Origin of the sequence: Pseudoalteromonas sp. D15MCD-2 (assembly GCF_038562745.1) — a bacterium.
Taxonomy (GTDB): domain Bacteria; phylum Pseudomonadota; class Gammaproteobacteria; order Enterobacterales; family Alteromonadaceae; genus Pseudoalteromonas.
The window spans coordinates 95045-121837 of record NZ_JBCFQE010000001.1 but is presented as its reverse complement, the minus strand read 5'-3'; the positions used below and the strand labels follow the sequence as shown (position 1 = coordinate 121837).

The window sequence follows — 26793 nt, the reverse complement described above, 5'->3', positions numbered from 1 at the left end:
TTTCACTGGCCCTATCATACCAAAGCTGACAGAAACATTAATGTGACATTTGTAAGGAACTGTTACAAAAACAGATAAATTGGCAACACAAAAATCAAAACTTATCTAAGAACAATTTGTTACAAACAAAAGTCACATAATATCAAAAACTTACAAAACCACCTTCACACTTGTTAACAAACAGCCTTTTATCAAGGGGTTAATTCATTAAACTTGATTGAGAAATAATTAAAGGAACGAGTTAACAATGAAAATAACAAACATTGCGCTGGCACTAAGCTTAGCGTTTGCCATGAATGGCCACGCCGCCGAAACAAAGAAAGAAGAAAAGAAGCCAAAAACACTGGCTGAAATGATCAAAGATAAAAGCGAGTTTGCCGGTGTTTTCAGCATTTACCAAGATGCGAAAACCGGCGATAACTTAATGGTGATCGACCAATCTCAACTTGATACACCATTTGTGTACTTTGCTCACACCGTTGATGGTGTTACTGACGCAGGCCACTTCAGAGGGGCATATCGCGAGACAAAGCTAATTGAGTTTCGTAAATATTTTGACCGCATTGATATTATTAGCAAAACACCGCGCTATAAATTTGATGAAAACTCAGCCTTAGCACGCTCTGCCGATGCCAACATCAGCGAAGCTGTGCTTGCGAGTATTAAAATCGAAAAAGAAGAAGACGGTAAAATTGCTTTTAATGTTGATAAGCTCTTTTTAAGTGAAGCACTGCATAAAGTATCACCGTGGGCGAACCCAAAAGATAAAAATGCCAGCAAGCGCTTTAAACTTGGTAAGTTAAACGACAAAAAATCGCGAATCGTTAAACAACGCCCTTACCCAAATAACCTAGATGTTGTAGTGGATTATGTATTTTCTAATGCCAACCCAACAGTACGAGGTTCAAAAGCCGTAAGCGATCCTCGTAACGTTTCAATTAAAGTCCAGCATTCATTCGTTGCGTTACCAAAAAATGATTATCAAGCTCGCCAAGATGACGCACGTATTGGTTATTTTACTAACGAATTCGACAATATGACATCAGCGGATTGGGCACCTTATGAAGATGTCATCAAGCGCTGGGACTTACAAAAGAAAGACCCATCAGCTGCACTTTCAGAGCCAGTTAAACCGATTACTTGGTGGATTGAAAATACTACGCCAGTTGAGTGGCGAGACACTATTCGTGATGCAGTACTAGCATGGAATAGCTCATTTGAAAAAGCAGGCTTTAAAAATGCCATCGAAGTAAAAGTACAACCTGATGACGCCGATTGGGATGCGGGCGATATTAACTACAATGTATTGCGTTGGACTGCATCACCGCGCCCTCCATTTGGCGGTTATGGCCCTGCCCTTGCGAACCCATTAACCGGTGAAATCTTAGGCTCTGACATCATGTTAGAGTATGTTTTCATGAAAAACCGTTGGATGTACGACACCTTATACACTCAAGGTGCAGCCACGCTTGAAACTAGCCAAAGCAACACAGATTTACATTGCTCACTGGGCCACAGCATTCAAGAAAACATGCTACTTGCTAAAGGCTTAGGCACAGGTGCGAGCATTGAAGACAAAGAGATTTTACGCCAAGGCTTAACTCAGCTAGTTTTACACGAAGTGGGCCATACCCTAGGTCTTAACCACAATATGAAATCATCTATCTTGTGGGATGAAAAAGAAGTTCACGATAAGAGTAAAACGCAGGGTATCGTAACGGGTTCAGTTATGGACTATGCACCAGCAAACATTGCCCCTATTGGTATGCAGCAAGGTGATATCTTCCAAACAAAACCAGGCCCTTACGATGATTGGGCAATTGAATACGGCTACAGCCAAGCATTAGCAGATAAAGCCGCTGAGCAGCAACGCCTTGAAAAAATTCTCGCTCGCTCATCTGAGCATGCTTTAGCGTTTGGTAATGATGCTGATGATATGCGTGCCCCAGGCCGCCATATTGACCCTCGTGTAATGATTGGCGATATGTCATCTAACCCTGCCGCATATGCTGATGATCGTATGGAGCTTATCAATAAGCTGTTTACTGAACTTAAAGACAAAGCCACGGTTAATGGTGAGTCATACCAACAGCTGGTTACCTCAGCGAACATTTTATTTAGAAGCTACAGAACACAAGCAGGCGTGGTATCTCGTCAAATTGGTGGTGTTTATGTAGAACGTAATGTGGTGGGTGATGACAAAAATGGCGCACCATTTACGCCAGTGCCACTTGAGCGCCAGCAACATGCAATGCAAGTATTAGCCGACAAAGTATTCTCGCCAAATGTACTTTCGAGCATGCAGCCACTGTATAACTACCTGCTACAGCAACGTCGTGGCTTTAATCATTATGGTAAGAACGAAGATCCTAAACCACATGGCATGATTTTAGGCATGCAAAAGCTGGTACTTGCTCAGTTGTTACACCCGGCTGTTATGCTGCGTATTTCAGACAGCGCAATGTATGGCAACGAGTATTCACTTAACCAATTTATGAATGACTTAACAGCAAGCATTTTTGTAGACAGCAAAAAAGCAAATACCCTAAGTCACAATCTACAAATTGAATATGTGAATCAGCTAATCGCGATTGCTGGTTTAGGTAAAGCGAGTAAGCACGATAACCTAGCCAAAGCTGCCGCGCTTTATCAATTAAATCAAATTGCTGATATGAGCGTACCTTGGGGTGCAGACACCGCAGCTAAAGCCCATAAGCAATATATCGATCGCTTAATTAGTAAGGCCCTCGAAGCATAAGTAAAACAACACAAAAAAGGCTGCCACTTGGCAGCCTTTTTGTTTTTAAGCCATTGCTGGGCGCGATTTATAATACTGAATACACCCTAGTTGTGCGGCATTAGTCAGTAATATCATCACAAAGGTTAAGATGTGAGACACACTCGGTGTCGCCATAGCAAGTTCGGCAGCGAGGCCGCAGCTTCCAGCAACAAACTGTAGGCTAAAGTAGCGCGCACTTAAATTACTAATATCACCACTTTTAATGGTTTTATAAGTCTGCGGCATCACACGAATAGAGCTCATGACTAAACCTACATAGGTTAGCCAGTTAAGCACCATTGCTGTTTCATAATGAGGGTTAAGCAACAAACCAAAAGGCACGACCGACATGGCTAATAACCCAGCTAGCTGCATGCGTTGCTTTCGCGCAGCGTTGTAACGAACAAAGTAGTAAAGAATCACACCACTTAGCATGCCGGTAACAACAAACGGCAAAACCATGTAAAAACGCTGAAAAAACAGGTTAAAGGTGATGAAATATAAACTTTGCGCGACACCAAAGCTCATCATTAACAGCGAAACGCCCGACACACTGCGATTTTTACGGATCTTATTTAAAAGCGGATAAAAGCTAAACGCTAAAATAAAGCATGAAATAATCGGCAAAAAGTGCGCCAAAACAGACCTCTCTCGTTACAATTTAGTTAATAAGTTAGCAGTTTATAAATCGCCCATGAAATTACAGTAAACACCTGTTTTTAAAGCAATTTAAAAGAGCGCGGCATTGTAATGAGAGCGCTTTAGAATGCAATAAAGAATAAAAAATAAACAACAGTCTATTGGCAAGATATCCGTACAAGCTGTTTACAGCTGATGACACTAACGACTGACTTGAATAATTAATGTGATCTGGGTACATTGATTAAATAGTGCTCAGGAGGGTTAAGCCATGAAGTCAATTTTATATGCGCTTGTATTAAGTACTTTTTTAGTTGGATGCAAGAGTACAAAACAACAACCGACGCCACCACCGAGTGTGGCCAGCTTACTCAATGCAGCACATTTTAAACACGTTGAACTTAGCGACCCTGAGCTTTTTACGCTCCCTGCAGATGAGCAGAAACGTTTTCTTAATTATTTTACTAAACGTCAAGGTGGTGATTTAAGGGATGACCAAATCCTATATCACTATTTAGAAAATAAGCTCACCAATTTTAATTACTTTAGCGCCACACTCAATGCCCAGCAGACTCTTCAAGGTCATCAAGGTAACTGTATTAGCTTAGCAATTTTAACCCATGCTTATGCTCAACTAGCAGGACTTCAAACAGGCTTTCAAGCGGTCTCCAGTGAGCCAGTTTATAGTAAACAAAATAACATCGTGTATGTATCGGGCCATTTTCGCACCAAAGTCTACGCCCCTTTAAATGAGGACGATAATTACTTGGTGCCACCAGGCACAGTCATCGATTACTTCCCTGCTCGTGGTAGTTTTTACTCTGGCCGCGCTGAATTAAAAGATTTAATTAGCCGTTATTACAGTAACTTGGCTGCAAAAGCACTGGCCTTGAAACAATTCGACTTAAGCTATAGTTATATATTAAAAGCCAATGAATACACCCCAAATGCAGCAGCACTTTATAATCTAGCTGCCGTTTTACATCGCCAAGCGGGTGATTTAGCTGGAGCAAAACATATTTATCAAACAGCAATGCAGCATGGCTTTAGCGATACAAATTTACTACATAATTACGCAGTGCTGGCCGAGCAACTTAATGATCAAGTTTTGGCTGAGCAGCTCAATTCACAGTTAGCGATGCTAGAGCAGGATCCATTCGAGTTACTGGCAACGGCAATTAACGCCCGTAACAATGGCAAGCTTTTTAAGGCAAAACAACAACTCGAAGACGCTATTGCATTAGCCCCTTATTTATCTGAACCCTATATAGAATTAGCGATTATTAGTTTTCAGCAAGGTAATGAACAAAGTAGTAAGGAATGGTTAGAAAAAGCCATTGAGATAGAGAATAAAGACGAAAAACTGGCGCTATATCACGCCAAGCTTTTCGCCTTAAAAGACCAACACTAGGCTATAACGAGTAATAGAAGCTTAGCCAAGTCCGTAAATCATTTTCAAAGTCGTCGCCTTCTACCTTGGCGACGCCAAAATCAAGATTTACATCATTTAAACCAGCGGGCCCCATACCAAAGCTAAAGTCTCCTCGCCATTTTAGCCCGTAACTTTGTGCATAGACTCGGTTATCAACTTGATGCTGTTGGTAATAAAGCCAAGGTAATGAATCTTTGTAACTAATGCCCCCGCCATAACCTTTATAGCGGTTACCTGATTGACTAATAAACGGCAACTCAGGAGCGACAACAAAGCCGCTTTGCGTGTCATTATTAATTAAGTTTGACTCATAACCGCCAAGAGCAAGAATACTGTCATCGCGATATTGCTGTGTAAAATTAACATAAACAGGAATATCAAAAGCATAACCGCTCAATACGGTGGCAAGGTTATAGCCTTGCCAATTATTCGAGTTAGCATCACCGGATAACCACTGAGCACTCACAGACTGAGCAAAACCATATCGCTGTCTATCATGTTGCCATTTTTGTTCAAGTCCAAGGGTTAACCATTGATCATCCCCGTTACTAAAATCACTGTAGTTATAGCTCAAACTCGGTGTAATACTGAGCTGCTGAAACTGCAACGGGTAGCTCATGGCTAAATGCGCCCCAGTATTACTTATATTCACCGGTATTTGTGAATGGTACTGTTTTGCTGATTCAAGGTCGTAATCAAATAACAGTGCTTTAAATTTTAAATCAAACGCTGAGTACTTAGCGGCCGCAAACACCCCTTCTAATGCTTTGTCATGTAAATCAGCACTGTAGCCTGCTTGTAAATCAAGCTGCTTTAAAAAGTCGTTACTTTTGACCCCAAGGGTAAGCAGCGAAGATGATGCCGAGTAATACTGAGATGCCAATGAAAAGGTGGGTTTTTGCTGCCAAATATCATAATCGGCTGGCTCAGTTGGGCTTTGCGGGTAGATTTTAGCCTCAGGTAATACTTCGCTCGTTACTTGCCCTCGTGGTGGCGCTGCACTTTTAGCAAATTCAACAATCTTTAATCCTTGTGGTTGCTCAGCAAAATGCTTGATATTCGGCCCTTCAGCAGTGATCGATAAATACAAAAGTTCACCGTTATTCATTGCCATTGGGTGTGCAACAGCTTCTTGGCCTTGCGTTAATTGGCGTAGTGAATTGCTTTGTATATCATAATGATATAAATCGAGAGCTTTATTTTTACCAGCGACAAAATAAAGCCCTTTGCCATCGGCTTGCCAATTAGGTTGTGACACATACTGATAGCCCTCTGGCATTGGCACAGTAAGTGATTTTTGGGAACCTAAATCTTGTATATACAACTGCCAATTAGCATTCAATGTCGCTTTTAAATAGGCAAGTTGTGTTTTATTAGGGCTTAGTAATGGATAGTCATAAACCGTTTCTAGGCTTTTCTCAAATAAAGCCGTAGCGACACCAGTATTGAGGTCAAGGCGCACTAGCTCCGAGAAACCATGCTTCGTTTGCTCAGCATAAACCGTTTGCCCGTTTTCACTGATACTAAAGCGGCGCAGCCCTGCATGATGGGTCAAAGCGCTCACTTTACCTGTGTCGATATCATAACGGTATAAATCAGAAATACCTTGAATTGAGCCTTTAGCAACAGTTGTTGTGGCGGTGAAAAACAATGTATTTTCATCTAACCACTGCGGGTTTTTTATACCCTGCCGATTAATTTGGTGAAGCACATGTTTTTGCTTACGCTTAAAAACACTGGGGGCTTTATCAGCAATATCAGCAGGGTCATCATCGAGTAACGCTTGTTGCTGCTTTGCAAAATCATCAGCAGCCTGTTGATTGTCATCAGTGCTATAAATGACTAAACGGGTTTCGTCACCTTTGTTGCGCTCAACAATGGCAAGCTTACTGTTATCTAAACTTAAAACAGGGTTCGAGGCGTATAGATCAAGCTCCAACCATAGCTTACTTGTAAGTGCTTGCTCACTTACTTCTTTAGCCATTGCTTTATAAGTATATTCTGCAATAAAACGGCGGTAGAGGCGCTCAGGTGAGTCGCCAAAAACGCCGCTAAAGGCCTCATTAAAATCACGTGCTTTAACCGCTTGCATGCGAGTCCAAACTGCATCAAGAGTTTGCGCTGAATAGTTCTCTTCAAGCCAAGCAAGAAAGCGAGAACCTATTAAATATGCCATTGAGCCAGCTAAATAGCCCCCTTCGGTACTACTTAATTGGCTATATCGTGGCAATGTACCTTGCTGGGCAAATTCAACCAGTATTGCCTCTGAAAGGTTATCGTACAAACGACCCCGCCCTGTCATTTTCGATTCAAGTAGCGTTGCATACCCTTCTGCAGCCCAGCGCGGCATTTCGCCATCAACTAAGTCGTAAATATCCCAACTATTACGAATAGCTTGGCGCACGTCACTTCGAGTAGGCTGTGCAAGGTGCACCAAATGAATATATTCGTGCAAAATCAATAACTGCTGCCAGCCATCGGTGTTAGAAATCACCGTATCGGATTGTGGAGGCGTAGTAAACAAAGCCATTAAAGGCTTGTTAGTCACCGGCAAAGCAAAGCCATTGGAGGCGTTAAATGGGTCAAAAACCAGAACATCGACCACTTCATCAAGAGCACGGTTTTGCTGTTTTAGTACCTTATCGCGAACAATTTCAAGCTCTGTTGCCGCTGAACGGGCCCATTGCTGATTCTCAGTACTAAAGTGCACATTAAAGTGCTCGGTATGAATAGTTTGCCAAGTCTCTTGGCTTGAAGCGTGGCTAGCAGCAAGTAATGCCACAGTTAACAGAGCTTTTTTCATCACAATCCTTGATTAGCAAGTTGCTTAATTTAAGAGCTAGTATGCGATGCTTTTTTAAAAGGCTGAAGTTAAAAAGTGTAAGAAATTACTCGATTTTTAGCGGCCGTACTAAACCGAGTAATTGATAAATAATAAAAATAGTCACGGCAAACATCAGGCTACTTCTTAATGCACCGAGCCCCGCAATGACTAAAGCTGCGGTTACGAGTAAAGCAATTGCTGTAACGGCAACACTCACACATAAGCCCTTACACTCCTGCTGCGAACGTGCATAACAAAGTAAGGCAACAACACCTGAAATAGCTAAAATAGGTAGTAAATAAATCATTGCGCACCCGTGATTATTGACGTTGCGCTAGTATACCTCGATATTAAAATGAGTCAATGATATTGAGAATTGTTTTCATTTAAAGCCAATTCCGCTCAACGCCTTCTATTTCATATAGGGCGAAATCAGCAAACTGCTCAGCCAGCTCTGCTTTCAAGTAAGGCATTGATACTGAACCAGAAGCCAGTTGTATATACAAGCTTTTAAGCTGTGATCGGCGCATTAAATAAGTGCTTATTGTGGTGACGCTTTGCGCTTTATAGATTTCAAAAACACGATACTGCACACCCAGCATGCCGGTTTTAAATACGGCAAAAAAACGGCCGTCATGTTGATACATAGCCAAACCCGTTTTTTGATAATTCAAAAACACACCGGTCATCAAAACTAAGCCCACGACAATGCTCCACAGCATCGTAGCAGCATCAAATAAGGCGTTGAAAATTAAAGCAGAAAATACAGTTGGCAGGATCACATATAAAAACGTATTTTTATAAAGTAAAGCTCGCTCAGGCTTAATAAAGTTAAGCTCTGTTAAATCAACAAACCATGGAAATAACCAGCCACACACGGCTTGCACTTGCTCTTTGGTGATTACTGGCATCACTAGCGTTTGTTTATTTTTATGTGCCGCAACTCCAGCTGCCATCCCACCACTACTCACTTGTGGGCAAATTAAGGTATAGCGATTAAGGAACCTAGCAATAATATTTTGTTTGATTTGCACACTTTGAATTTTCGACACGCTGATCGAGAGTTGCTGTCGCTCAAATAAACCTGCCACACGCTTAAACTTATCGTCCTGAAAATACAGCTGAAAGTTAAAAAAGCGCACTAAGGCCATGACAACAGAAAGTAAAATGGCACATAAAACAATGGCAACAACCATAATTAACACAGCGATTGCAGCTGCGCTACCAACAAAAGCAGCTTGCTCATTCAGTATGGCCTCTAGGCGGTTTATGATAGTTTTTTCGAGGTACTCAAAAATCACATTCATAAATGGGGCAAGCGCAGCCAATGCTAAAATTGCCATGTTCGACATCAAACCAAACTTAGCAATTTCAGCATTGCTGATCGTTAAGGTTTTCGGTTTATCTGTTGCTTCGCTCTGCTCAACAGGTAGCTGCTCTTGCTGTTGTAACTGAGCCTTAAATTCCATAACTTGTTCACGAACTTGCTCGGCATAGCTAAGCTTAACTCCCGGGATAACAGCTTCTTGAGCACTACTACCGGCGGCATCGAAAATACAATTAACTAAATTAACTGGCTGAAAATAAAAAGGCTCGGCAATGTTTACGTTCTGTACTCGAGCAAATTTTAGGGTTAGCCGCTCTTTTTTAAATACCCCTTTATTGAGCAGTATTTCATGACCATCTGTTATGCGGTATTTAAAATTACGATAATAAGCAAAGGCATACAGCACTAAAACTAAAGAGGCTACGGCAACAGCTATTTGCCCCCAAAACAGCTTTTGCTCAACTTGCGTAACAAATAACACCAAAATTGGCAGTAAATTAAGTAGCCCATCTTTTATGAAGCGCAGTGCAAAGTGAACAATAAAATACAGTAGCGCCCATGGCGACACGCGTTGCCATTGTTGATCACTCATCGGCAAGCTCATTTTCTTGAGTTGCTGCATTATCACCATAACTTTGCACGAACTGGCGAACATCATTGCATTGTTCGTCAGTTAACCCACTGATATGTAAATCAGCACTCATACCACCCGCACTGTAAAGCCTGAGTGTTGCGAGTCCTAACTTTCGCTCAATTGGGCCGCGATGAATTTCGGTGTGTTGCACGCGAGAAATAGGCAATAAAGTGATTTGTTGCCAAATTAAACCTCGCTTAAAGGCAATATCATGCTCTCTTACTGCCACCCCTTTAGCACGAACGCTGTAAAGGTTGTAAACCATCGACAGTATTACCAACAATGGCAAAACCAAAAGCCAAGGTGTAGCAATAGCTTCGCTAACGGCAGGATTAAAGTGCCGTACCGCAATGATCACGGCCATCAGAGGCACATAAAACAACAACCAATTTAGTTGTACATGCCATATCGCATTATCAGCAAGTGGTTGGAATTGAATCGTTTGATGCTTTGGAAGGGTTTCTATTTGTTGATTACTAAACACGGTAATTCCTTGTAAAGGCCAGCTGTGCTGGCCTTACGTGCTAACACTGAGTTGTTATATGTTATAAATTATACCCAGCGTAGTTTTGTTGCAAGTGTGTGGCTTGATCCTGGTGCAAGTTCAACACTATCATCAAGGACATTAGCCGCTTCTAAGCACAGCATTACGTGGTATTCTTCATCAGCAAAATTAGAAAGGCGTTTTGATTTATCAATCCATGGATTCCAAAGAACACACGATGTTGAATTTTCGCGACCTACTTCAATAATGCCATCAGGTGTAATGATACGCTGAGTGTCTTTTGCTTCGGTGTAAACCATGTCTGTTTCACGTGCGAACGACACTAATTCATTTTGCTCAAATGGACCTTCAGCAAATTCAATGTATTTCGCGCCTTGCAGACCATCTACTTTTGTTTCTTCAATTGCTGGTGTTGGGAAGTACGTGTGTAGTGCTTGAGTAAACTGTACTGTTTGGTTATCTAAGTTCGTGGTTGTTAAACGCATCTCTAAGCTAGAGGTTAAAATAAACTCAGCCAATAACTTAGTTTTATAAGGCCAATACTTTTCATCAACTTGCGCCATCGGCAATGACAAGCTGATATAAATAGAATCGTCTTGTTCTTTCACTTCTTCAGCGCGCCATAAACTTGTGCGAGCAACACCATGAGCTGGCCAGCCTTCATGTTGGCTTACTCCGAACCATGGCCAACAAATCGGAATACCGCCTCGCACACCTTTGCCTTCTTGGTAATCTTCTAATTCTGAGACCCATAATAATGGCTTTTTATCGGTTGGCGTGAACTCAGTGATCTGCGCACCTTGCAGAAAAATAGTTGCGCTACAAAACTCACTAGCAACTTTAATAAATTCAAGCCCGGTTTCACTTTGCTCAATCGTAACTGATGGCGATAACTTCATAATTCGTCCCATTTAATGAAAGAAAAATCCACCTTACCCAATGCAGTGGCTTTTAGTAAATAATATTTAGTTATTTGTATAAATTGTTTTACTACAAAGTGATGGTGTCACCTCGTAGCTACATTTTAAGTGTTAACAACAATTACTCCATCTAAATTTTAACTTTTGCTTTTTAATTTCTGCTCTAATTATTTTAAAAGCACAAAAACAACCTTTATGGCCATAAATTATAAGCAATATAGTCATTATTTATTTGAACTCAATTTATTAGATGTGTAAAATTTTTTGATTGCGGTTGCTCCACGCCGCCTTATTTAAGAGACAGAAACATGCAAAAGTATGACGAGCTACTAGTGTCGCTGCGTAAAGTGATCAGAGCCATCGACCTTCATTCAAAACAGCTCAATAAAACCTCTGGCTTAACAGGCCCACAATTACTGATTATGAACGAGGTTGCACAAACCGATGGCATAACCGCTAGTCGCATTGCACAAAATGTAAATCTAAGCCCAGCGACGGTTACTAATATCTTAGACCGTATAGAAAACCGTAACCTGATCACTCGTGTACGTAGCCAATTAGATAAACGCCGAGTTAGTTTGCATCTCACAGAAGCGGGTAAACAGCTACTAGATCAAGCACCTCAGCCTCTGCAAGAACACTTCATTGAAAAGTTCTCAGCACTCGATGAGTGGGAGCAAAGCTTACTACTTTCATCAATGCAACGTATTGCCGCAATGATGGATGCAGATCAGCTTGATGCTTCACCTCTGCTTGAAGTTGGCGCAATCACCAAGACATTAGAACCACAGTAAAAATTAAAACTGATTGATTAATATTAATTTTCTGTGTCTAGTCTTGGGTTCAGCATGATTATCAACTATGCTTGGTAGTACCCATTCCAACACTAGCGAAAATTCATGCTTAAACTATCAAAGTTAGCCCTCGCAATAGCCTTGGGCACAACTTCAAGTCTTAGTCAGGCATCTGAAATTGATGACCTTCAAAAGCAGCTGCAATTGCTGAAACAGCAAATGCAACAACTGCAAAGCAAACTTGATGCTGCCGAAGAAAAATCGCAGCAACAAGCCGAAAAACAAGCGCAAATTGATGCACAAGTAGCAAAGCAACAAAAGCAACTTGAGCAGCAAACAGCGGCTGTTGAAGCTCCTAAAAAAGAATCTGGCATTAAGGTCGGGGGTGCAGTACGTACCAACTTCAGCCATACATCTTATAACGATGGTAATAAAAACCGCGGTGGTGACTTCGATTTTGACATCTTCAGGCTAAATTTTGCAGGCGATGTCGGTGATGTGCAGCTTAACGCTGAGATCCGTTTTTTCGATTACATGACTGCAGTTAAGTATGCCTATGCAGCCTATGACTTTGCCGAAGACTGGCAGGTACAGGCAGGTATTACCAAAGTGCCTTTTGGTAACTGGCCTTATAACTCACACAACTACTTCTTTGGCACTACTTACTATATTGGTCTTGAAGATGACCATGATTTAGGTGTGTTATTCAAGCGCAAAATTGCTGATAACTGGCAAATTGACCTTGGCTTTTTCAAAAATGATGAGCTAGGTGGCGTTGATGGTTACGTAAGCGACAGAAGCGACCGCTATTCATACGATGTTGTCGGTTTCCGCTCTGCTGATGAAGGTATCTATGCCGAACCAACCAATGCGATTGGTGAGTACAACACCTTCTCTGGTCGTTATGGTTATCACTTTGAGCATGACGGCGGCACCACCGAGCTAGGTGTTTCTGCGTTATCGGGTGGCTTGCATGACGGTGAAGATAAAGCCGGCGATTACTACGCCTGGGCTGTGCACTTAAACAGTACTATCGGTCCATGGAATTTCCAGCTACAGCATGGTGAGTATAACTACGATATCGACAACGTCGACCGTATGGCCGTGGGTGCTTATGCGTTTTACGATAGTATTGCCGCAGAAGCGACCATGACTAATGCTAATATCGCTTACAGCCTGCCTGTAGAGTGGGGTCCGGTAACAGACCTGCAGTTTTATAATGACTACGGCATCATTTATGACAAGTCAGATAACAGCGAAGATACATGGATGAATGTAACCGGTGTATCTGTTGCCGCAGGTGGCTTATTCACTTACTTTGATTTTGTACAAGCGAAAAACCAACCATTTGTTGGTGGTTCAATTGCTGGCGACAGCGACGAGACTGAAACCCGCTTCAATATCAATATAGGTTATTACTTTTAGTAACCCTATTGCTCCATACATCTATTTAGCCCAGCCTTGCGCTGGGCTATTTGTCACACCTCAAACCAGCCACAAATGCAAACGAAAACTATTGCCATTTAATTGACTGGCAGCTAGTATCCTTTTCCTTTTTAAATTACCTAAAAAGGTGACTTTTGGAACGCTATTACGCTGAAGTTTTAAATTACATTTCACGCTCCGTTGGCTGTAAAGAAAAGGCGCAAAACATTGTACAAGAAGCCTACTTAAGGATACTGAATCATAAGAAAAACAATCCAAATCATGATTCAACCCAGCAGCGTGCCCTATTTTTTACTACAGCAAAAAACATTGTTATTGATCAGTATCGTAAAAAGCGAAAAGTAACCGAAGAGGTTGAACTAGATCTTATTGCTCCCGCTGACTTTGAGCCAGAATCAAAACTCGCGGCACAGCAACAACTCAAGCAACTTTACCAATGCATTGAACAGCTGCCGCAAAAAACAAAACAAGCCTTTGTACTTTATAAGTTTAAAAATCTTAGCCAACATCAAATTGCATCGCAAATGAACATTTCTGTTAGTATGGTTGAAAAGCACCTAGCAACAGCCATGATGTTATGCCGTGAAACACTGAATAGAAAATAGGAAAGTATACAATGGACCGTCAGCAAGCATTATTGCAAGAGCAAGCAAATAAGTGGCTAGAACAGCAAAAGTGTGGCTTTACTACAGAACAAGAAGAGCAATTTCAGTACTGGCTTTCACTAAACCCTGATCACAAGACTATTTTCGAAGAAAGTAAACAAATAGACGGCTTGTTAGCACAGTTTTCAGAACAAGAAATCGAGAACCTATCTACATCAAAAGTCTTTCGTTTTTCACAAGCAAATGTATGGATGGCAACAGCAGCATGCTTAGCGATATTCATGATAAGCCTGATCAGTTTCACATTATTGCCTCATACTGAAAGCAGCGATTACAGTGCTCAATATAGCTCAGCAGTTGGTGAGCAGCTTGAAGTAAACCTACCAGAAGGCTCTAAGCTATATTTAGATGCACAAACAAACCTAAACATTAATTTTAATGAGCACATTCGCTCTAATACCTTAGTAAAAGGGCGAGCCTTATTTGATGTTACGACAAACCCCAAGCGACCATTTATCGTCAATACAGATACCACTAAAATAACCGTGTTAGGTACTAGGTTTACAGTCGATAAAAAACCATTAAACACACGCATTCGCGTCTCGCATGGTAGAGTCAAGGTTCAAAGTAATCAGCATACTGTTGAACTAATACAAGGTCAGCAAGCTTATGTTAATGAGCAAGGTATCTCTGTTGAAAATATTAACCCAACTCTTATTGATGCATGGCAACATGGGCGACTAATTTTTGACAACACACCTCTCAATGAAGTTTTTGTAGAGTTCAACCGATACCATGACAGAGAATTTAAATTTGCCAGCAATGAATTGAGCCAACTACCTTTGTCTGGAACATTTAATGCCTCAGAATTGGATAATTTTTTAAAATTATTACCCCATGTAGTTCCTGTTGAAGTAAAAACAGAAAAAGATCAGATAATTATAAACAAACTATAATTTTTAAAGTTTTTATTGAGGGATTCTCATTCTCATTCGTTTTCATTTTAGTTAGTTAATTACTTGGATGTAAATGAATGAAAACCCCTTACTCTTTAACCACTAAATTATCACCTTTGGCATTTGCACTTGGGTTAGCCCTAAGCGCTCCCCTTGCCGCTCAAGATAGAGCGGTATTTAATTTTAACATTGCTGAGCAATCATTAAGTAACTCACTAAACCAACTAGCACAGCAAGCGAACATGAACCTTATTGCTGATGCAAAAATATTAGAAGGTATTGTCGCTCCTTCAATACATGGCCAAAAATCAGTATATGATGCTTTAGAAGTCGCTCTTAAAAATACAGCTATTCGTGCAGAAGTAATCGATAACAGTATTGTTATAAAGTCGACCAATTCAATAAACTCAACCTCTTCTACTACCGATAAAGACAGCGCTGTCTCTAATGATTTAACAGAAAAACAAAAAGATATAGAAGTTATCGTAGTAAAAGGTACGCAATTAAAAATAACTCGAGCAGAGATGGACCGCACAAGCGGCCTCTCAAACTCTGATATTTTTTCAACTTTCTCAGGAATTGAGGCGAATAATATTCGTAACGAAGCAGGTGCATTAGACGTGGGCATCCGAGGCGTCCAGGGTGAAGGCCGAGTTCCCATTTTTATTGATGGTAGCTTACAGTCTACTCACACTAACCGCGGTTATATGGGCACCTCTGATCGCACTTACATTGACTCAGACCTGATCAGTACAGTGAATGTCGAAAAAGGCCCTGCGGCAAAAGCCTCACCATTTAGCGCAGGCGCTATCGGTGGCACAGTCAGTATGAGCACTTTAAATCCTGCTGATATTTTAAAGGAAGGTCAAAATTTAGGCGCATTAGTAAAACTAAAAACATACAACAACAACTCTATGCCAAAAGTAAGTGATGACCCTGTAGAGCAAGAGTATTACCAAGTAGCGCCAAGCCATAACACTACAGACTTTGAAAACGGGTCAATGGTTTTAGCTACAGCTTATAAAAATGATGACTTCAGCGCAGTATTTGCTTTTAGTGACAAAAAGGTCGGCAACTACTTTGCTGGTAGTAATGGTTATGAAGATTTTGTTGAAGTTGTTGAGGGTTGGCTGAGTACTTTTGAAATTCACCCTCCGGTATCACCTGGCGCAGAAGTCGTTAATACGAGCTTTGAAAGTGAATCTTACTTAGCTAAATTTAGCTATGAGTTTACCGATGAACACACTCTCGAAGTCAATACCCGCCATCATCAACAAGCCGCTGGGGAAATGCTCGCTTCTTATTGGCATAAATATGAAGAAGGTGATTACCGCCGCCTACCTGACGGCTCATGGGAAGAAATTCGTGCAGGTGAAGAGGCAATGCCACAATGGCAACTTGGTACAGCACATGTAAATAGTATCAGTGCTATTTACCACTACTTACCAACGAACAACTCGCTTATCGATTTGAAATTGAACCTTTGGAACACGCATGCAAAATTAGATCAATACAATGCATTGGCAAGCAACCTAGGTTCAAACGCATTACAATATACCCACCAGTATGCAAATACTCGTTCAGGCTTTAGTGCTTATAATGTATCAAGCTTTAAAATTGCCAGCCAGATCCCTACAACCTTGACCACTGGCTACGCGTGGCAGTCTGAAGAATTAAAACCAAAAGAAGGTTATGAAGACACCTTCTATACAAAATACCCTACATCACGTGATGGTAAGCGAACCTCAAATAGCTTTTTTGCTAATGCGCAATTAGATTTTAATGACTTAGAACTACTACTAAACATGAACCTTCATGATGCCAAAATTGAAGACCGCCAAGCTGAATTAGAGCATGACTTTGATGCTAAACTAGATTTAACCTTGCAAGCTTCATATCTTCTGATTGGCAACACATTTGTATCTGCTAAGTATAGTAAGGCATATCGAATGCCGAGTTTATACGAGGGAACCGTTTCTAATGAGGTGTTTTCTTTCTCACCCGGCTACCCAATTACTCCTGAGCGAACAAATTCATACGAATTGAATATTGAAAGCACATTTAGTGACATCATCGCAACCAATGATAACTTTACTTTCAATTTCAGCCTATTCCACACTGAAATAAAAGATATGCTTGCTACGGCGAACCTACCCAACAAGGATCCTGAAGCGTATTCTTGGCAACGCACCTATGCATTTACAAACTATGACTCATTCACCCTTCCAGGTATCGAGTTAAAACTAGATTATAAAAGTCAGTACCTCTATGCATCTGCATCAATGATCAATTACCAAGACGTAGAGATGTGTTCAAATGAATTGGCAGATATTGGCGGTGCTGAACGTTGTAATAGTGAAGGCTTTTTAGGCAGTTTAACCCCGTTGCGAATTCCTCCAGAAAAGAGTTACATCGTCAATATCGGTGCAACCTTGTTTGATGATTCATTAGATACAGGTTTTATTTATAAAAAGCATACCGATAAGCGCCACCCTGGCGGCTTCTTATCATCAACAGGTGTTGATGCACTTGAGTATATCCCATCTGGTTATCAATTAGATTTTTACCTTGATTACACGTTCAACGAAAGCCTGAGTGGCTATGCATCTGTAACTAATCTAACTGACCAATATAAAGTTTCAACGGGTTCTATTGTCGCCATGCCCGAGCCTGGAAAGACCATTACTCTTGGCCTAGAAATCAAACTTTAAGTTCTTATTTTACCTTATACATTGCAGCGATCATTTTTCACTGCAATGTGATTTAACTATGGAGTAAACATGTCTCTTACCATTACTGAACATTCGCGATCTCAAGCACTAAAAACAGCAACGACTGATGTGCACAATAATGTCGATAAAAGCATCATGGCCCAAAACCCATTTGCCGATACAAGCAGCTATCTATTATTTTTAAGTTTACAGTACAACTTCTTGAAAGATGTCAGTGCATTATACGAACACCCAGAACTTGCTAAGCATATAAATGATCTAATCGCACGTCGTCGCTTGTCTTTATTAGAACAGGACTTTCAAGACCTGAAATACGCATTACCAGAAACCACTTTAGAACCTTCTATCACCCATGAGACAGATTTTGCTACCGCTTTAGGTTGGCTCTATGTTGTTGAGGGCTCAAAAGTTGGAGCTGCTATGCTTGGTAAGCAAGTAGAGGCACAGCTAAACTTTAATGCTAACCATGGCGCTCGATATTTGAAAGGACCTGGAGCAGGTCGAGGAAGTGCATGGCGAGAACTCACACAACTAATAGACACGTTAGAGCTAACACAAGCCCAAGAAGCTGCTCTAATTGAAGGTGCTCGCCAAGCCTTTACACGCTTTCAACAATTTCAAAGCCAAGTGTATTCATGAAATTTAACCTTCGACTAATAAGGTACAAACAAACCGCACTAAAACTAAGTGGGTTTACTTTAGTAGCTCTAGGAGTTGTAGGTATGGCTTTGCCTATTATGCCAACAACGATTTTTTTTATACTTGCCCTAGTGTGCTTTAGTCATGCTTCACCAACACATGCAAAGCAGTTACTTAACCACCCTCGCTTTGGATTAACATTGCGTTTATGGCAAGAAAACAAAGTAATACCTGTCAAAGCAAAGCTCATGGCAGTAACGTGTATATGTTTTAGTTTCTCATTATTAGCCTTTGCACAACCCGCTCTATGGCTGGTTTTCATGATTGGTTTTATAAAGATTCTTATTGTGACATATATCCTTACACGACCATCAAGTATCGCTTAGTACATGCTATAAAGCATGTTGGAACTAAACTTCACAGTCAAAAACCTCCATGCTTTTTTACTTTTTAATAATGTAGCTTTGGAGTATTGATAAAACGTTACAAACACAAAAGAAAGAATATTCAGGTCCGATCTGTACCTTTAGTAAAAACATTTTCTGGCTATACAAATGAAAATCATTATTATATAGCACCATTCCAAGCCCGGTTTATTGTTAAAAGCTGTATAGCAGCTTTGCTTGATTATCACTTAGAAATTATGGGTATAACCCTATGACAACATCAACTACCCCGTGCATTTACTCTAAAGACGTTGCTGAGGAACATATTCATGCCAATACTCGAGCTACTTTCTCGAGCTGAAAAGCTAAAACAAGCGATAAGCATCATAACCGATGATATTGATCATCATTTATTAGCGCTAGCGCCTAGTGCTGATTTAGATAACTATAAAAAGTTTTTAACCTTACAGTATGCTTACCAGTTAGAATTAAAAGGCCTCTACGAGCATGCTGGTTTACATCAATATATAGATAACTTACATGATCGTACGCGATTATCTTTAATCAAGCAGGACTTAGACGATTTAAAGCACCCATTACCAAATCATCATCAGCAACCCTGCCGCTTTCAAAATGCTGACTTTGCCTATGTACTTGGTTGGCTGTATGTAATTGAAGGATCGCAATTTTCTGCAGCTACATTAGGCAAACAGGTAGAAGCTGAGCTAAAGTTAAATAATCAACGTGGTGCACGCTACCTTGCTAAAGCCAGTGAATACTCTAAAGACTGTCAACTAAGTCATCTTATTGATAACCTTGAGCTCTGTGAACAGCAACAAGCCACCTTGATAAAAGGTGCCGAGCAAGCACTGCAACGATTTAAGTTTTATCAGGCCCAGTTTTATTGATGAATGTGAGAGCGGCGTTTACCGCCTATAAAAATGGCTGCTATCAATTACTCGGGTTATTGATGGTGGGTTTAGGTATCATAGGTATTGCATTACCTGTGATGCCTACGACTATCTTTTTTATACTCGCATTGGCGTGCTTTACCCGCTCATCACCCAAGCTTTCTGCCTGGCTGCTAAACCACCCCAGATACGGCCAACCGTTAAGGTTTTGGCAAGAGCATAAGGTTGTCCCTACCCGTGCTAAGTTATTAGCAGGTTTTGGTATGGCTATCGGATATGCTTTTTTACTACTAAGTGCCGCGCCAATTTGGGTGATGTATTTAGTAGCAGTGATTGAATTGAGCGTATTAGCCTATTTAATTAACCGCCCATCTGAGCCAAATAAACCAACCCTAATTCAAGTTAATATAACCACACAGATGCGCTTGATGTTGCTTGCTTGTTTTCTCAGTTCGCAACTAGCTGTTATGGCTTACCTCGCTATTCATTTCTAGCACAAAGAAATGTAAAGAACGTAAACCTGCTTGTTATCAGTAATGCAAATCATTATCATATTTGTATCTTTAACGAATAAACCGCATTATGTTCTCATTTAACAAACGCAGCTTTTATAGCGTTAGCCGCGCCTTACACATATACCTTTCAACGGCCTTATTCTTTTTGCTTATTTTATTTTGTGTCAGTGGCATCATTCTTAACCACGTTAGTTGGCTCGAAAATGATAAACATAATGGTCAGAACCAACTACTTGTTTCTGCAGAGCTATTCGAAAAAGCACAAGCAAACCTCGACACATTACCAAGCCTTTACCCTGAAATAGAGCTATACATGCAACAGCAGTTTTCACTCAGCAATGTAAAAAGTATTGAGTGGGAAAAAGAAGATGCCTTGGTAATGCTCGACTACCCGCTTCCGGCTGGCTTTGCCTACGCCGAAATCGATTTTCAAACCGGTGAACTTAATATTGATTATCAAACTGGTGGCTTTATGAGTCTGATTGGTGACTTACACAAAGGCCGCCATACAGGCGAAGCATGGAGCTGGGTGATTGATATCTCAGCTGTTTTGATGATTCTGTTTGCTATTACCGGATTATTTATTCTCTTTCAAAACCGTAAAAAACGTGCCGCAGGCCTTTGGTTAACGCTGCTTGGTGTTGCCACGCCTTTGGTTATTTATCTAGTTTGGGTGCCTCAACTTAAAGGAGTATCTTAATGAAAAAAGCCCACTTACTCGTTGCTCTACTAATTGGCTGCTTGTTCAGCCCTCTGAGCTTTGCAAAAGATCCCAACCTAACAGTTGAATTTACCTTACCTGAGCTAGATGTTTCTCCATATCATCGCCCTTACGTGGCGTTATGGCTAGAAACACCTGAACGTAAACACGTTACCACTATTGCACTTTGGGTCGAAAAAGCTGAATGGTTTAAAGACTTACGTCAGTGGTGGCGAAAAGCAGGTCGTAGCAACGACAGCTTTGATGGTGTAACAGGTGCAACAAAACGCCCAGGCACTTACACCATTGAGTGGCAAGGTAAAGATTTAAAAGGTAATCCAGTTAAACCTGGTAGCTACCTACTAAATGTTGAAGTTGTACGTGAAGAAGGTGGCCGAGATTACACCCGCGTTGAAATCGACTTAACGAAAGACGGCAAAGTCACAATTAAAGGCGAAAAAGAGTTCGCGACTAGCTTTGTTACCATTACCAGTAATTAAGGACAAACAATGAAATTAAAATTATTAAAAACGGCGCTGATCGGCGCCGTGACCTTCACAGCAATTGCATCTGGCTATGCACAAGCACATGCCCGTTGGTTAATGCCATCTCACACTTCTTTATCTGGTGAGAAAACTCACTATGTGATGATCGATGCCAGTATTTCTAATGAGTTGTTTAGCCCAGATAAAGCATACCGCCCAAAACAAAAAGGCGCAGAGTATGACGACAACTTATTAATTGCCCTTGCTCCAAATGGTAAGCCGGTTGAAGAAACGATTCGTGCATACTATTTAAAACGCAAAAACTCAGCGGCAGTGAGCTTAACGCAAGATGGTACTTACCATATTGCTATGCAGCAAAAGCCAATGCTAATGACTTTCTACAAAGACAAAGACGGCAATCGCGGCCGTGTTTTCGCAGGTAAAAAAGAAGCAGACCTACCAGCAGGCGCAACCGACGTGCGCACTGTAAAATCAATCGCAACTGTTGATACATTTGTAAGCCGTAATGGTACTTCTAAGCCAACATTGCTTGGTCAGGGCTTAGAAATTTCAGGCCCTACTCACCCGAACGATCTATTTGCTGGTGAAGAAGCTAAGTTCCAATTACTAATGGATGGCAAACCAGCTGCTGACGTTGAGCTTGCTATTGTTCGTGGTAGTGCTCGCTACCGTAATGAGCGTGACGAAGTTAAAGTAACAACCGATAAAAAAGGTTTCTTTACTGTGACATTCGCTCACGCTGATATGTATTTGATTGAAGCATCTGTAAATCAAAAGCCAACAGAGGCTGATATCGATAACGTACGCTATTCATTGTTCACAACGCTTGAAGTAGCGCCTGAATAATATGCTGATTAGGCCTTAGCAAAGGCCTAATTCGACTTACGAGGAAGGCTGTAGTCAACCGTGTGATCGCAGCTACCGTCTTTCTCGCAATCATTTACCCCATCACCATCGACATCCCAGCTTGGGTGCATGCCTTTTAATGTACTTTTTACGACGCTAATATCTGCTGTAAATTCACTTTGCTCATCACGGCGCGCAGCATTGCGCATGAGAAACACCCGAATCACATAATCGCCATTATCAGGAATTTTAATCTCGGCATGATCACCTTTTGCCGGGCCAACAAACAAAGCAGTTGGGTTGCCTTTTGGTAAAATATTAAAGTAGTTGCTTGAATTTGATGGAGCAAAATCAACCTTTAAAGTAGTGCCTTTATTAAGGTTAATTTGATATTCCAGCATCTCATAACCTTTAATTGTGTCTTTAACTTGCCAGCTTTGCTGCACCGCAATATCTGAAGCTAGCAACTCATAATGACGACTATTTGGTAAATTTTGTTCGGCAAACACCAAGCTACTTGTAGCCACCGAAAAACAAAACCCTATTAATAACAACAACTTCATATTCAACCTCCTTTTATGTTCTTTTTTAAAGAATGATAAACACTAATTTTACAATTTTTAATTCTTTTAAAGTGAACTTATAGTTACTCCATCGCAGACACACTGCTTAACTAAACAGGATACCTACTATGAAACTTTTTACTTTAATCTCAGCTCAACCACACTTACAAAATATTAGCACTTTATTGGCACGTATTGGTTTATCGGCCATCTTTTTACTAACCGGCTTTAGCAAAATAGAATTTTTTGATGCAACAGCACAGTACATGGCATCAGTAGGTTTACCAGAGTTCTTACTGCCGTTTGTGATTGCCTTTGAAATTGTTGGCGGATTATTTATTTTACTCGGCTTTTTAACACAACTAACCGCTGTCGCTTTTGCTGGTTTCAGCCTAGTTAGTGCTTTGTTATTCCACTTTCAACTTGATGATCAAATGCAATTTTTAATGTTCTACAAAAATATTGCGATGGCAGGCGGCTTTTTAGCATTAGCCAGTGTTGGTGCAGGCAAAATCAGCCTAGATCAACTAGTGTTAAAACGTAGTCAGGCATAATATTTATCCCAGCCAATAACCTAGGTTGTTGGCTGAATTTGTTTTTAAGAGGGCGCGAATATGGCAACGTTATTAACAGCAACCAGCCATGATATTGGTGGGCTCGATGTGAAACGCATCTTGCCTCATTTTGACAAAAAAATGGTTGGGCCATTTGTCTTTTTTGACCACATGGGGCCAAATCACTTTCCTCGCGGGGAAGGCATAAATGTGAGGCCTCACCCGCATATTGGCTTATCAACGCTCACTTATTTATTTACTGGCAGTATTTACCATCGCGATTCGCTAGGTAATAGCCTGCAAATAGAACCCGGCGATGTTAACTGGATGACCGCAGGTCGCGGTATAGTTCACTCAGAAAGAGAAAGCCTTGAAGTGCGGGCGAGCGAGCACGACATTAATGGTCTGCAATGCTGGGTTGCTTTACCTGAAAGTATGACCGAAATAGCACCGCATTTTGAACATATCAAAAAACAACAATTGCCTGAGAAAATCGAAAAAGGCGTGCTGATGCGGCTCATTGTCGGTGATGCTTATGGCTTAAGCTCCCCTGTCAAAACCTACTCTCCGATGTTTTATGTAGATACGGTAGCAGAGCAAGGCAGCCATATTACTAAACCGCATCCTCATCATGAAACCGCCGTGTATGTTATTTATGGTGAAATTAGTGTGGGTGATACTCGCTATACCCAAGGCGACTTTGTACTACTTGATGACAGCGAACACGAAATAACGACACTGGTGCACAGCCGCTTTATTTTACTCGGTGGCAGTAAATTCAATAAAGTCCCGTATTTACACTGGAATTTTGTCGCTTACAGCAAAGAGCGCATCGAGCAAGCAAAACAAGATTGGCAAGCACAGCGCTTTGCTAAAATTCCCGGTGATGAGCTTGAGTATATTGAGTTGCCCTCACCTAAAAAGTAAACTTTTTCAGCATTTACAGGTACTATTAGGTAGTTAAATAAGCAAAGGAACATCATGCTAAGAATTACGCTAGAACAGTGGCGCATGTTTCGTGCTGTTGTTGAATTTGGAGGCTTTAACCAAGCCTCACAAGGTATTCATAAAAGCCAATCGAGTATTCATAATGCAGTTGGCAAAATTGAATCTGCACTCGATGTAAAATTATTCAGCATTCAAGGCCGCAAAACCGTGCTCACTGAAGCCGGCGAAATGATGCTGCGCCGTGCTAATTACTTACTTGATGAAGCTGCTAAAGTTGAGGCCATTGGGCAAACCTTGGGTGAAGGTATCGAAAGTAAGTTACGCATTGCTGTTGATGCTATTTTCCCACAACAACTGCTTTATAAAGTACTTAACGACACGTCATCGCAATACCCACAACTGCGTATTGAGCTGCATGAATCTGTGCTAATGGGGGGCAATGAGCTGCTCGAAAACGATCTGGTTGATATTGCTATTACCGGCTTTCCAATTGCAGCAAACTTTCACGAAGAGTTATGTGATATCGAGTTTATTGCTGTAGCACACCCAGATCACCCCTTGCATGAGATAGAGCGTGAAATCACCCTCGAAGATTTAAAATCACACCGCCAAATTGTAGTTCGCGATTCAGCGAATAAGCACAAACAAGATGGTGGCTGGTTAGGTGCCGATCAGCGCTGGACCGTCACTCATTTACGCACTTCAATTGATATTATCAGTAATGGACTGGGCTTTGCGTGGTTACCAAAAGTCGCGATAGAAAAACAACTTGCGGCAGGGCAAATGAAAGCACTTAATTTAACCCATAACAGCAGTCGCAGCGCTAAGTTACATTTACTCTTTAAAGACGGTGACAAACTGGGTCCTGCAGCACGCTCGTTTATTGGCGAGTTGCGTTATCAAGTAATGGAAAACCTATAGCTTCAAGGGCGTTTCAGCAATACCTTTAACGCCCGGCTCGAGAATAAACACGCCACCACTGTGAGGGTAATCAGCGAGCACTGAGTCTTCTAGCCCTACTGCCGCAGTTGTCACTGCCAGATGCGTGAGCTCTTCACCTACAAATGCGACACTTGTAACACGCGGTGCGGGTAAGCGAATAAACTGTACTTGCTCACCGTTTGGAGCAAAACGATACACGCCATAACCATTCCATGCAGCAACCCACAGATGATCTTCGCTATCAACTGTCATGCCATCAGGAAAACCCATATTGTCAGTAAAGCGAATAAACTCTTGTTTATCTGCAAGCTCGCCATGCTCATTCAGAGTGAAGCGGTAGATTGTTTGTTTATCTGAGTCTGTAGAATATAGAAACTGGCCATTTTTACTTACCGCAGGCCCATTGCTAATGGTGTAGTCATGATCAACTGCTGTCGGAGCCTGGCCATGACCAAAACGGTATAACTTGCCACTATTGGTTTGCTCTTGAGAGTCCATTGAGCCAAAAAAGCCAAAGCCTTGGCGAGACGTTTTACCATCGTTTAAGCGGTTTTTTGAGGGTTCGTGATCGATTGAGTAAAGAAGTTCGCGGCTAAAGTCTTCACTATTGAGCTTATAAATGCCTTTGGCAAAGCCTGCGATTAATTCAGCTTGCTCGGTTTCCATCACCCAGCAAATCGGTTCTGGCATAGTAAACTGGCTAACTCGCATCGATTGACACTGCAAACGAAACAAACGCTGCCCTAAAATATCGACCCAAAATAAACAGTTATGTGCCTTAGCAAAATAGGCACCTTCGCCCAATTGGCATTGGCTAGAAATGATTACTTTAATGGTGTCATCGAGCATAGGCTTCATTACACAAACTGCTGAACTATTCTCATTCTATCTGTGTATGAAAATAAGTGCTAGACCAGATAAGCCAGCAACCAGCAAGATTATGCCGCGAATAGCCTTTTCATTGAGGTTATTGTTGATCACAAACGACAAGCCCCAACCAATTAAAATAGCGGGTAAACAGAAAAAGAACAGCTTTACATCGGCCATATCGGCAGAACCTGTCAGCATTAATACAATAATGCCAAACAGGTTTATAAATACAAAAAAGGCACTCAGGTTTGCTTTAATTTTGTCTTTATCTTCAGCTTGATAGAGTAACCCCATTGGCGCGCCACCGGCTGACGTTGTGGTACCTAAAAAGCCCGACGACATTGACGCGAGTAAGCTAGTAATGGTGGAGATTTTCGGTTTCATACCTATGATGGATAATGCCACCACTACCAAAATACTCACACCTAGCAAGAGTTGATACTGCTTCGCATTGACATACCACATCACCATAGCGGCAAGAATAACCCCTACGGCCCCACCAATAATGGAAATGCCTGTTTGTTTCATGTCTATCGCGCCGCGGTGTTTAATCATTAACACCGACGTTAAAAACAGCGCATTCAGAATCATTGGCCCAGGCACCAGCTCTGGCATAAGCCAGTAAAGCACAGGCACACATAGCATGCCTAGACCAAAGCCAATAACACTTTGCAGGCAAGCGCCAATAATCAGAATTAAATAAACAAGTACAAAGTCGGTCAAACTTTCTTACCACCTTCCTAAGTATGAGCTCTGTTGATTCTACAACCCATATTTTATTATTATAGTATCATTTGAATTATGTAAAAATTTTTATTGC

At 41.2% G+C, this 26793-nt stretch carries 25 protein-coding genes and 1 pseudogene; 17 read left to right on the top strand and 9 right to left on the bottom strand.

Features of this window, described 5'->3' with window-relative positions; genetic code table 11:
- Positions 1-247: 247 nt before the first annotated feature.
- A complete protein-coding gene (locus tag AADY36_RS00485; protein WP_285221754.1) occupies positions 248-2758 on the top strand; it encodes a zinc-dependent metalloprotease in 2511 nt (836 codons plus the stop codon).
- Between the two features lie 45 nt (positions 2759-2803).
- Here the strand turns inward: AADY36_RS00485 and AADY36_RS00480 are convergent, their stop codons facing one another.
- Positions 2804-3418, bottom strand: coding sequence for a PQ-loop domain-containing transporter (locus tag AADY36_RS00480; protein WP_054562959.1), 615 nt, complete (start codon positions 3416-3418; stop codon positions 2804-2806).
- 271 nt (positions 3419-3689) lie between these two features.
- Between AADY36_RS00480 and AADY36_RS00475 the strand changes: the two genes are divergently transcribed.
- Positions 3690-4829: a tetratricopeptide repeat protein gene (locus AADY36_RS00475; protein ID WP_342408369.1), complete on the top strand. Its 1140-nt coding sequence runs from the start codon at positions 3690-3692 to the stop codon at positions 4827-4829.
- A 1-nt stretch (position 4830) separates the two neighbouring features.
- Here the strand turns inward: AADY36_RS00475 and AADY36_RS00470 are convergent, their stop codons facing one another.
- The 5 genes from AADY36_RS00470 to AADY36_RS00450 all read right to left on the bottom strand — a co-directional run bounded on the left by AADY36_RS00470 (position 4831) and on the right by AADY36_RS00450 (position 11039).
- Complete coding sequence (locus tag AADY36_RS00470) at positions 4831-7653, bottom strand: TolB family protein (protein WP_342408368.1); 2823 nt, start codon at positions 7651-7653, stop codon at positions 4831-4833.
- Between the two features lie 85 nt (positions 7654-7738).
- Positions 7739-7981 (bottom strand): hypothetical protein, encoded by a 243-nt coding sequence (locus AADY36_RS00465; RefSeq protein WP_054562962.1) that lies wholly within the window; start codon positions 7979-7981, stop codon positions 7739-7741.
- Positions 7982-8060: 79 nt separating this feature from the next.
- Positions 8061-9593 (bottom strand): PH domain-containing protein, encoded by a 1533-nt coding sequence (locus AADY36_RS00460; RefSeq protein ID WP_342408367.1) that lies wholly within the window; start codon positions 9591-9593, stop codon positions 8061-8063.
- Positions 9586-10119, bottom strand: a complete 534-nt coding sequence (locus tag AADY36_RS00455; protein ID WP_054562964.1) for a PH domain-containing protein — start codon at positions 10117-10119, stop codon at positions 9586-9588. The genes AADY36_RS00460 and AADY36_RS00455 overlap by 8 nt, the downstream gene beginning before the upstream one ends.
- A gap of 68 nt (positions 10120-10187) precedes the next feature.
- A complete protein-coding gene (locus AADY36_RS00450; protein WP_342408366.1) occupies positions 10188-11039 on the bottom strand; it encodes a D-hexose-6-phosphate mutarotase in 852 nt (283 codons plus the stop codon).
- A gap of 329 nt (positions 11040-11368) precedes the next feature.
- On the opposite strand from AADY36_RS00450, the gene AADY36_RS00445 reads away from it, so the two are divergent.
- The 12 genes and pseudogenes from AADY36_RS00445 (at position 11369) to AADY36_RS00390 (ending at position 22096) form a co-directional block, all read left to right on the top strand.
- Complete coding sequence (locus AADY36_RS00445; RefSeq protein ID WP_054562966.1) at positions 11369-11854, top strand: MarR family winged helix-turn-helix transcriptional regulator; 486 nt, start codon at positions 11369-11371, stop codon at positions 11852-11854.
- A 105-nt stretch (positions 11855-11959) separates the two neighbouring features.
- Positions 11960-13279 carry a porin gene (locus AADY36_RS00440; protein WP_342408365.1) on the top strand — a complete coding sequence of 440 codons (1320 nt, stop codon included), beginning with the start codon at positions 11960-11962 and terminating at the stop codon, positions 13277-13279.
- Positions 13280-13434: 155 nt separating this feature from the next.
- A complete protein-coding gene (locus AADY36_RS00435; RefSeq protein ID WP_062566333.1) occupies positions 13435-13905 on the top strand; it encodes an RNA polymerase sigma factor in 471 nt (156 codons plus the stop codon).
- 11 nt (positions 13906-13916) lie between these two features.
- Positions 13917-14861 (top strand): FecR family protein, encoded by a 945-nt coding sequence (locus AADY36_RS00430; protein WP_342408364.1) that lies wholly within the window; start codon positions 13917-13919, stop codon positions 14859-14861.
- A 77-nt stretch (positions 14862-14938) separates the two neighbouring features.
- On the top strand, positions 14939-17572 hold the full coding sequence (locus AADY36_RS00425; RefSeq protein WP_239962224.1) for a TonB-dependent receptor plug domain-containing protein: 2634 nt from the start codon (positions 14939-14941) through the stop codon (positions 17570-17572).
- A gap of 69 nt (positions 17573-17641) precedes the next feature.
- The gene (locus AADY36_RS00420; protein WP_239962222.1) at positions 17642-18232 is read left to right on the top strand and encodes a biliverdin-producing heme oxygenase; all 591 of its coding nucleotides are present in this window, start codon (positions 17642-17644) and stop codon (positions 18230-18232) included.
- The gene (locus AADY36_RS00415; RefSeq protein ID WP_342408363.1) at positions 18229-18618 is read left to right on the top strand and encodes a YbaN family protein; all 390 of its coding nucleotides are present in this window, start codon (positions 18229-18231) and stop codon (positions 18616-18618) included. Before AADY36_RS00420 ends, AADY36_RS00415 begins: the two co-directional genes overlap by 4 nt.
- Positions 18619-18947: 329 nt before the next feature.
- Positions 18948-19526, top strand: coding sequence for a biliverdin-producing heme oxygenase (locus tag AADY36_RS00410; RefSeq protein WP_054562968.1), 579 nt, complete (start codon positions 18948-18950; stop codon positions 19524-19526).
- Positions 19526-19915: pseudogene (locus AADY36_RS00405) on the top strand (YbaN family protein); the annotation flags it as partial. The gene AADY36_RS00410 and the pseudogene AADY36_RS00405, both read left to right, overlap by 1 nt.
- Before the next feature lie 196 nt (positions 19916-20111).
- Positions 20112-20744 carry a PepSY-associated TM helix domain-containing protein gene (locus AADY36_RS00400; protein ID WP_054562969.1) on the top strand — a complete coding sequence of 211 codons (633 nt, stop codon included), beginning with the start codon at positions 20112-20114 and terminating at the stop codon, positions 20742-20744.
- Complete coding sequence (locus AADY36_RS00395; protein ID WP_055198551.1) at positions 20744-21244, top strand: DUF2271 domain-containing protein; 501 nt, start codon at positions 20744-20746, stop codon at positions 21242-21244. Before AADY36_RS00400 ends, AADY36_RS00395 begins: the two co-directional genes overlap by 1 nt.
- A gap of 9 nt (positions 21245-21253) precedes the next feature.
- Positions 21254-22096 (top strand): DUF4198 domain-containing protein, encoded by an 843-nt coding sequence (locus AADY36_RS00390; protein WP_054562971.1) that lies wholly within the window; start codon positions 21254-21256, stop codon positions 22094-22096.
- A 26-nt stretch (positions 22097-22122) separates the two neighbouring features.
- Here AADY36_RS00390 and AADY36_RS00385 read toward each other — a convergent pair whose 3' ends face one another.
- Positions 22123-22659 (bottom strand): hypothetical protein, encoded by a 537-nt coding sequence (locus AADY36_RS00385; RefSeq protein ID WP_248528775.1) that lies wholly within the window; start codon positions 22657-22659, stop codon positions 22123-22125.
- Between the two features lie 128 nt (positions 22660-22787).
- Here AADY36_RS00385 and AADY36_RS00380 point away from each other — a divergent pair, with 128 nt between their 5' ends.
- The 3 genes from AADY36_RS00380 to AADY36_RS00370 are packed head-to-tail and all read left to right on the top strand — an operon-like array spanning position 22788 to position 25082.
- Positions 22788-23213 (top strand): DoxX family protein, encoded by a 426-nt coding sequence (locus tag AADY36_RS00380; protein ID WP_054562973.1) that lies wholly within the window; start codon positions 22788-22790, stop codon positions 23211-23213.
- Between the two features lie 60 nt (positions 23214-23273).
- Positions 23274-24140, top strand: coding sequence for a pirin family protein (locus AADY36_RS00375; RefSeq protein ID WP_342408362.1), 867 nt, complete (start codon positions 23274-23276; stop codon positions 24138-24140).
- A 54-nt stretch (positions 24141-24194) separates the two neighbouring features.
- Positions 24195-25082 carry a LysR family transcriptional regulator gene (locus tag AADY36_RS00370; RefSeq protein ID WP_342408361.1) on the top strand — a complete coding sequence of 296 codons (888 nt, stop codon included), beginning with the start codon at positions 24195-24197 and terminating at the stop codon, positions 25080-25082.
- Here AADY36_RS00370 and AADY36_RS00365 read toward each other — a convergent pair.
- Positions 25077-25961: an SMP-30/gluconolactonase/LRE family protein gene (locus AADY36_RS00365; RefSeq protein ID WP_235576229.1), complete on the bottom strand. Its 885-nt coding sequence runs from the start codon at positions 25959-25961 to the stop codon at positions 25077-25079. The two genes, AADY36_RS00370 and AADY36_RS00365, sit on opposite strands and share 6 nt — an antisense overlap.
- A gap of 27 nt (positions 25962-25988) precedes the next feature.
- Positions 25989-26696, bottom strand: coding sequence for a sulfite exporter TauE/SafE family protein (locus AADY36_RS00360; RefSeq protein WP_055198542.1), 708 nt, complete (start codon positions 26694-26696; stop codon positions 25989-25991).
- Positions 26697-26793 lie beyond the last annotated feature (97 nt).

What these genes read in the sequence shown, in the direction of transcription:
- AADY36_RS00485 (WP_285221754.1), top strand. Translation starts at nt 248, where the DNA reads ATGAAAATAACAAACATTGCGCTGGCACTAAGCTTAGCGTTTGCCATG.
- AADY36_RS00475 (WP_342408369.1), top strand. Translation starts at nt 3,690, where the DNA reads ATGAAGTCAATTTTATATGCGCTTGTATTAAGTACTTTTTTAGTTGGA.
- AADY36_RS00470 (WP_342408368.1), bottom strand. Translation starts at nt 7,653, where the DNA reads ATGAAAAAAGCTCTGTTAACTGTGGCATTACTTGCTGCTAGCCACGCT.
- AADY36_RS00465 (WP_054562962.1), bottom strand. Translation starts at nt 7,981, where the DNA reads ATGATTTATTTACTACCTATTTTAGCTATTTCAGGTGTTGTTGCCTTA.
- AADY36_RS00460 (WP_342408367.1), bottom strand. Translation starts at nt 9,593, where the DNA reads ATGAGTGATCAACAATGGCAACGCGTGTCGCCATGGGCGCTACTGTAT.
- AADY36_RS00450 (WP_342408366.1), bottom strand. Translation starts at nt 11,039, where the DNA reads ATGAAGTTATCGCCATCAGTTACGATTGAGCAAAGTGAAACCGGGCTT.
- AADY36_RS00445 (WP_054562966.1), top strand. Translation starts at nt 11,369, where the DNA reads ATGCAAAAGTATGACGAGCTACTAGTGTCGCTGCGTAAAGTGATCAGA.
- AADY36_RS00440 (WP_342408365.1), top strand. Translation starts at nt 11,960, where the DNA reads ATGCTTAAACTATCAAAGTTAGCCCTCGCAATAGCCTTGGGCACAACT.
- AADY36_RS00430 (WP_342408364.1), top strand. Translation starts at nt 13,917, where the DNA reads ATGGACCGTCAGCAAGCATTATTGCAAGAGCAAGCAAATAAGTGGCTA.
- AADY36_RS00425 (WP_239962224.1), top strand. Translation starts at nt 14,939, where the DNA reads ATGAAAACCCCTTACTCTTTAACCACTAAATTATCACCTTTGGCATTT.
- AADY36_RS00420 (WP_239962222.1), top strand. Translation starts at nt 17,642, where the DNA reads ATGTCTCTTACCATTACTGAACATTCGCGATCTCAAGCACTAAAAACA.
- AADY36_RS00415 (WP_342408363.1), top strand. Translation starts at nt 18,229, where the DNA reads ATGAAATTTAACCTTCGACTAATAAGGTACAAACAAACCGCACTAAAA.
- AADY36_RS00410 (WP_054562968.1), top strand. Translation starts at nt 18,948, where the DNA reads ATGCCAATACTCGAGCTACTTTCTCGAGCTGAAAAGCTAAAACAAGCG.
- AADY36_RS00400 (WP_054562969.1), top strand. Translation starts at nt 20,112, where the DNA reads ATGTTCTCATTTAACAAACGCAGCTTTTATAGCGTTAGCCGCGCCTTA.
- AADY36_RS00395 (WP_055198551.1), top strand. Translation starts at nt 20,744, where the DNA reads ATGAAAAAAGCCCACTTACTCGTTGCTCTACTAATTGGCTGCTTGTTC.
- AADY36_RS00390 (WP_054562971.1), top strand. Translation starts at nt 21,254, where the DNA reads ATGAAATTAAAATTATTAAAAACGGCGCTGATCGGCGCCGTGACCTTC.
- AADY36_RS00385 (WP_248528775.1), bottom strand. Translation starts at nt 22,659, where the DNA reads ATGAAGTTGTTGTTATTAATAGGGTTTTGTTTTTCGGTGGCTACAAGT.
- AADY36_RS00380 (WP_054562973.1), top strand. Translation starts at nt 22,788, where the DNA reads ATGAAACTTTTTACTTTAATCTCAGCTCAACCACACTTACAAAATATT.
- AADY36_RS00375 (WP_342408362.1), top strand. Translation starts at nt 23,274, where the DNA reads ATGGCAACGTTATTAACAGCAACCAGCCATGATATTGGTGGGCTCGAT.
- AADY36_RS00370 (WP_342408361.1), top strand. Translation starts at nt 24,195, where the DNA reads ATGCTAAGAATTACGCTAGAACAGTGGCGCATGTTTCGTGCTGTTGTT.
- AADY36_RS00365 (WP_235576229.1), bottom strand. Translation starts at nt 25,961, where the DNA reads ATGAAGCCTATGCTCGATGACACCATTAAAGTAATCATTTCTAGCCAA.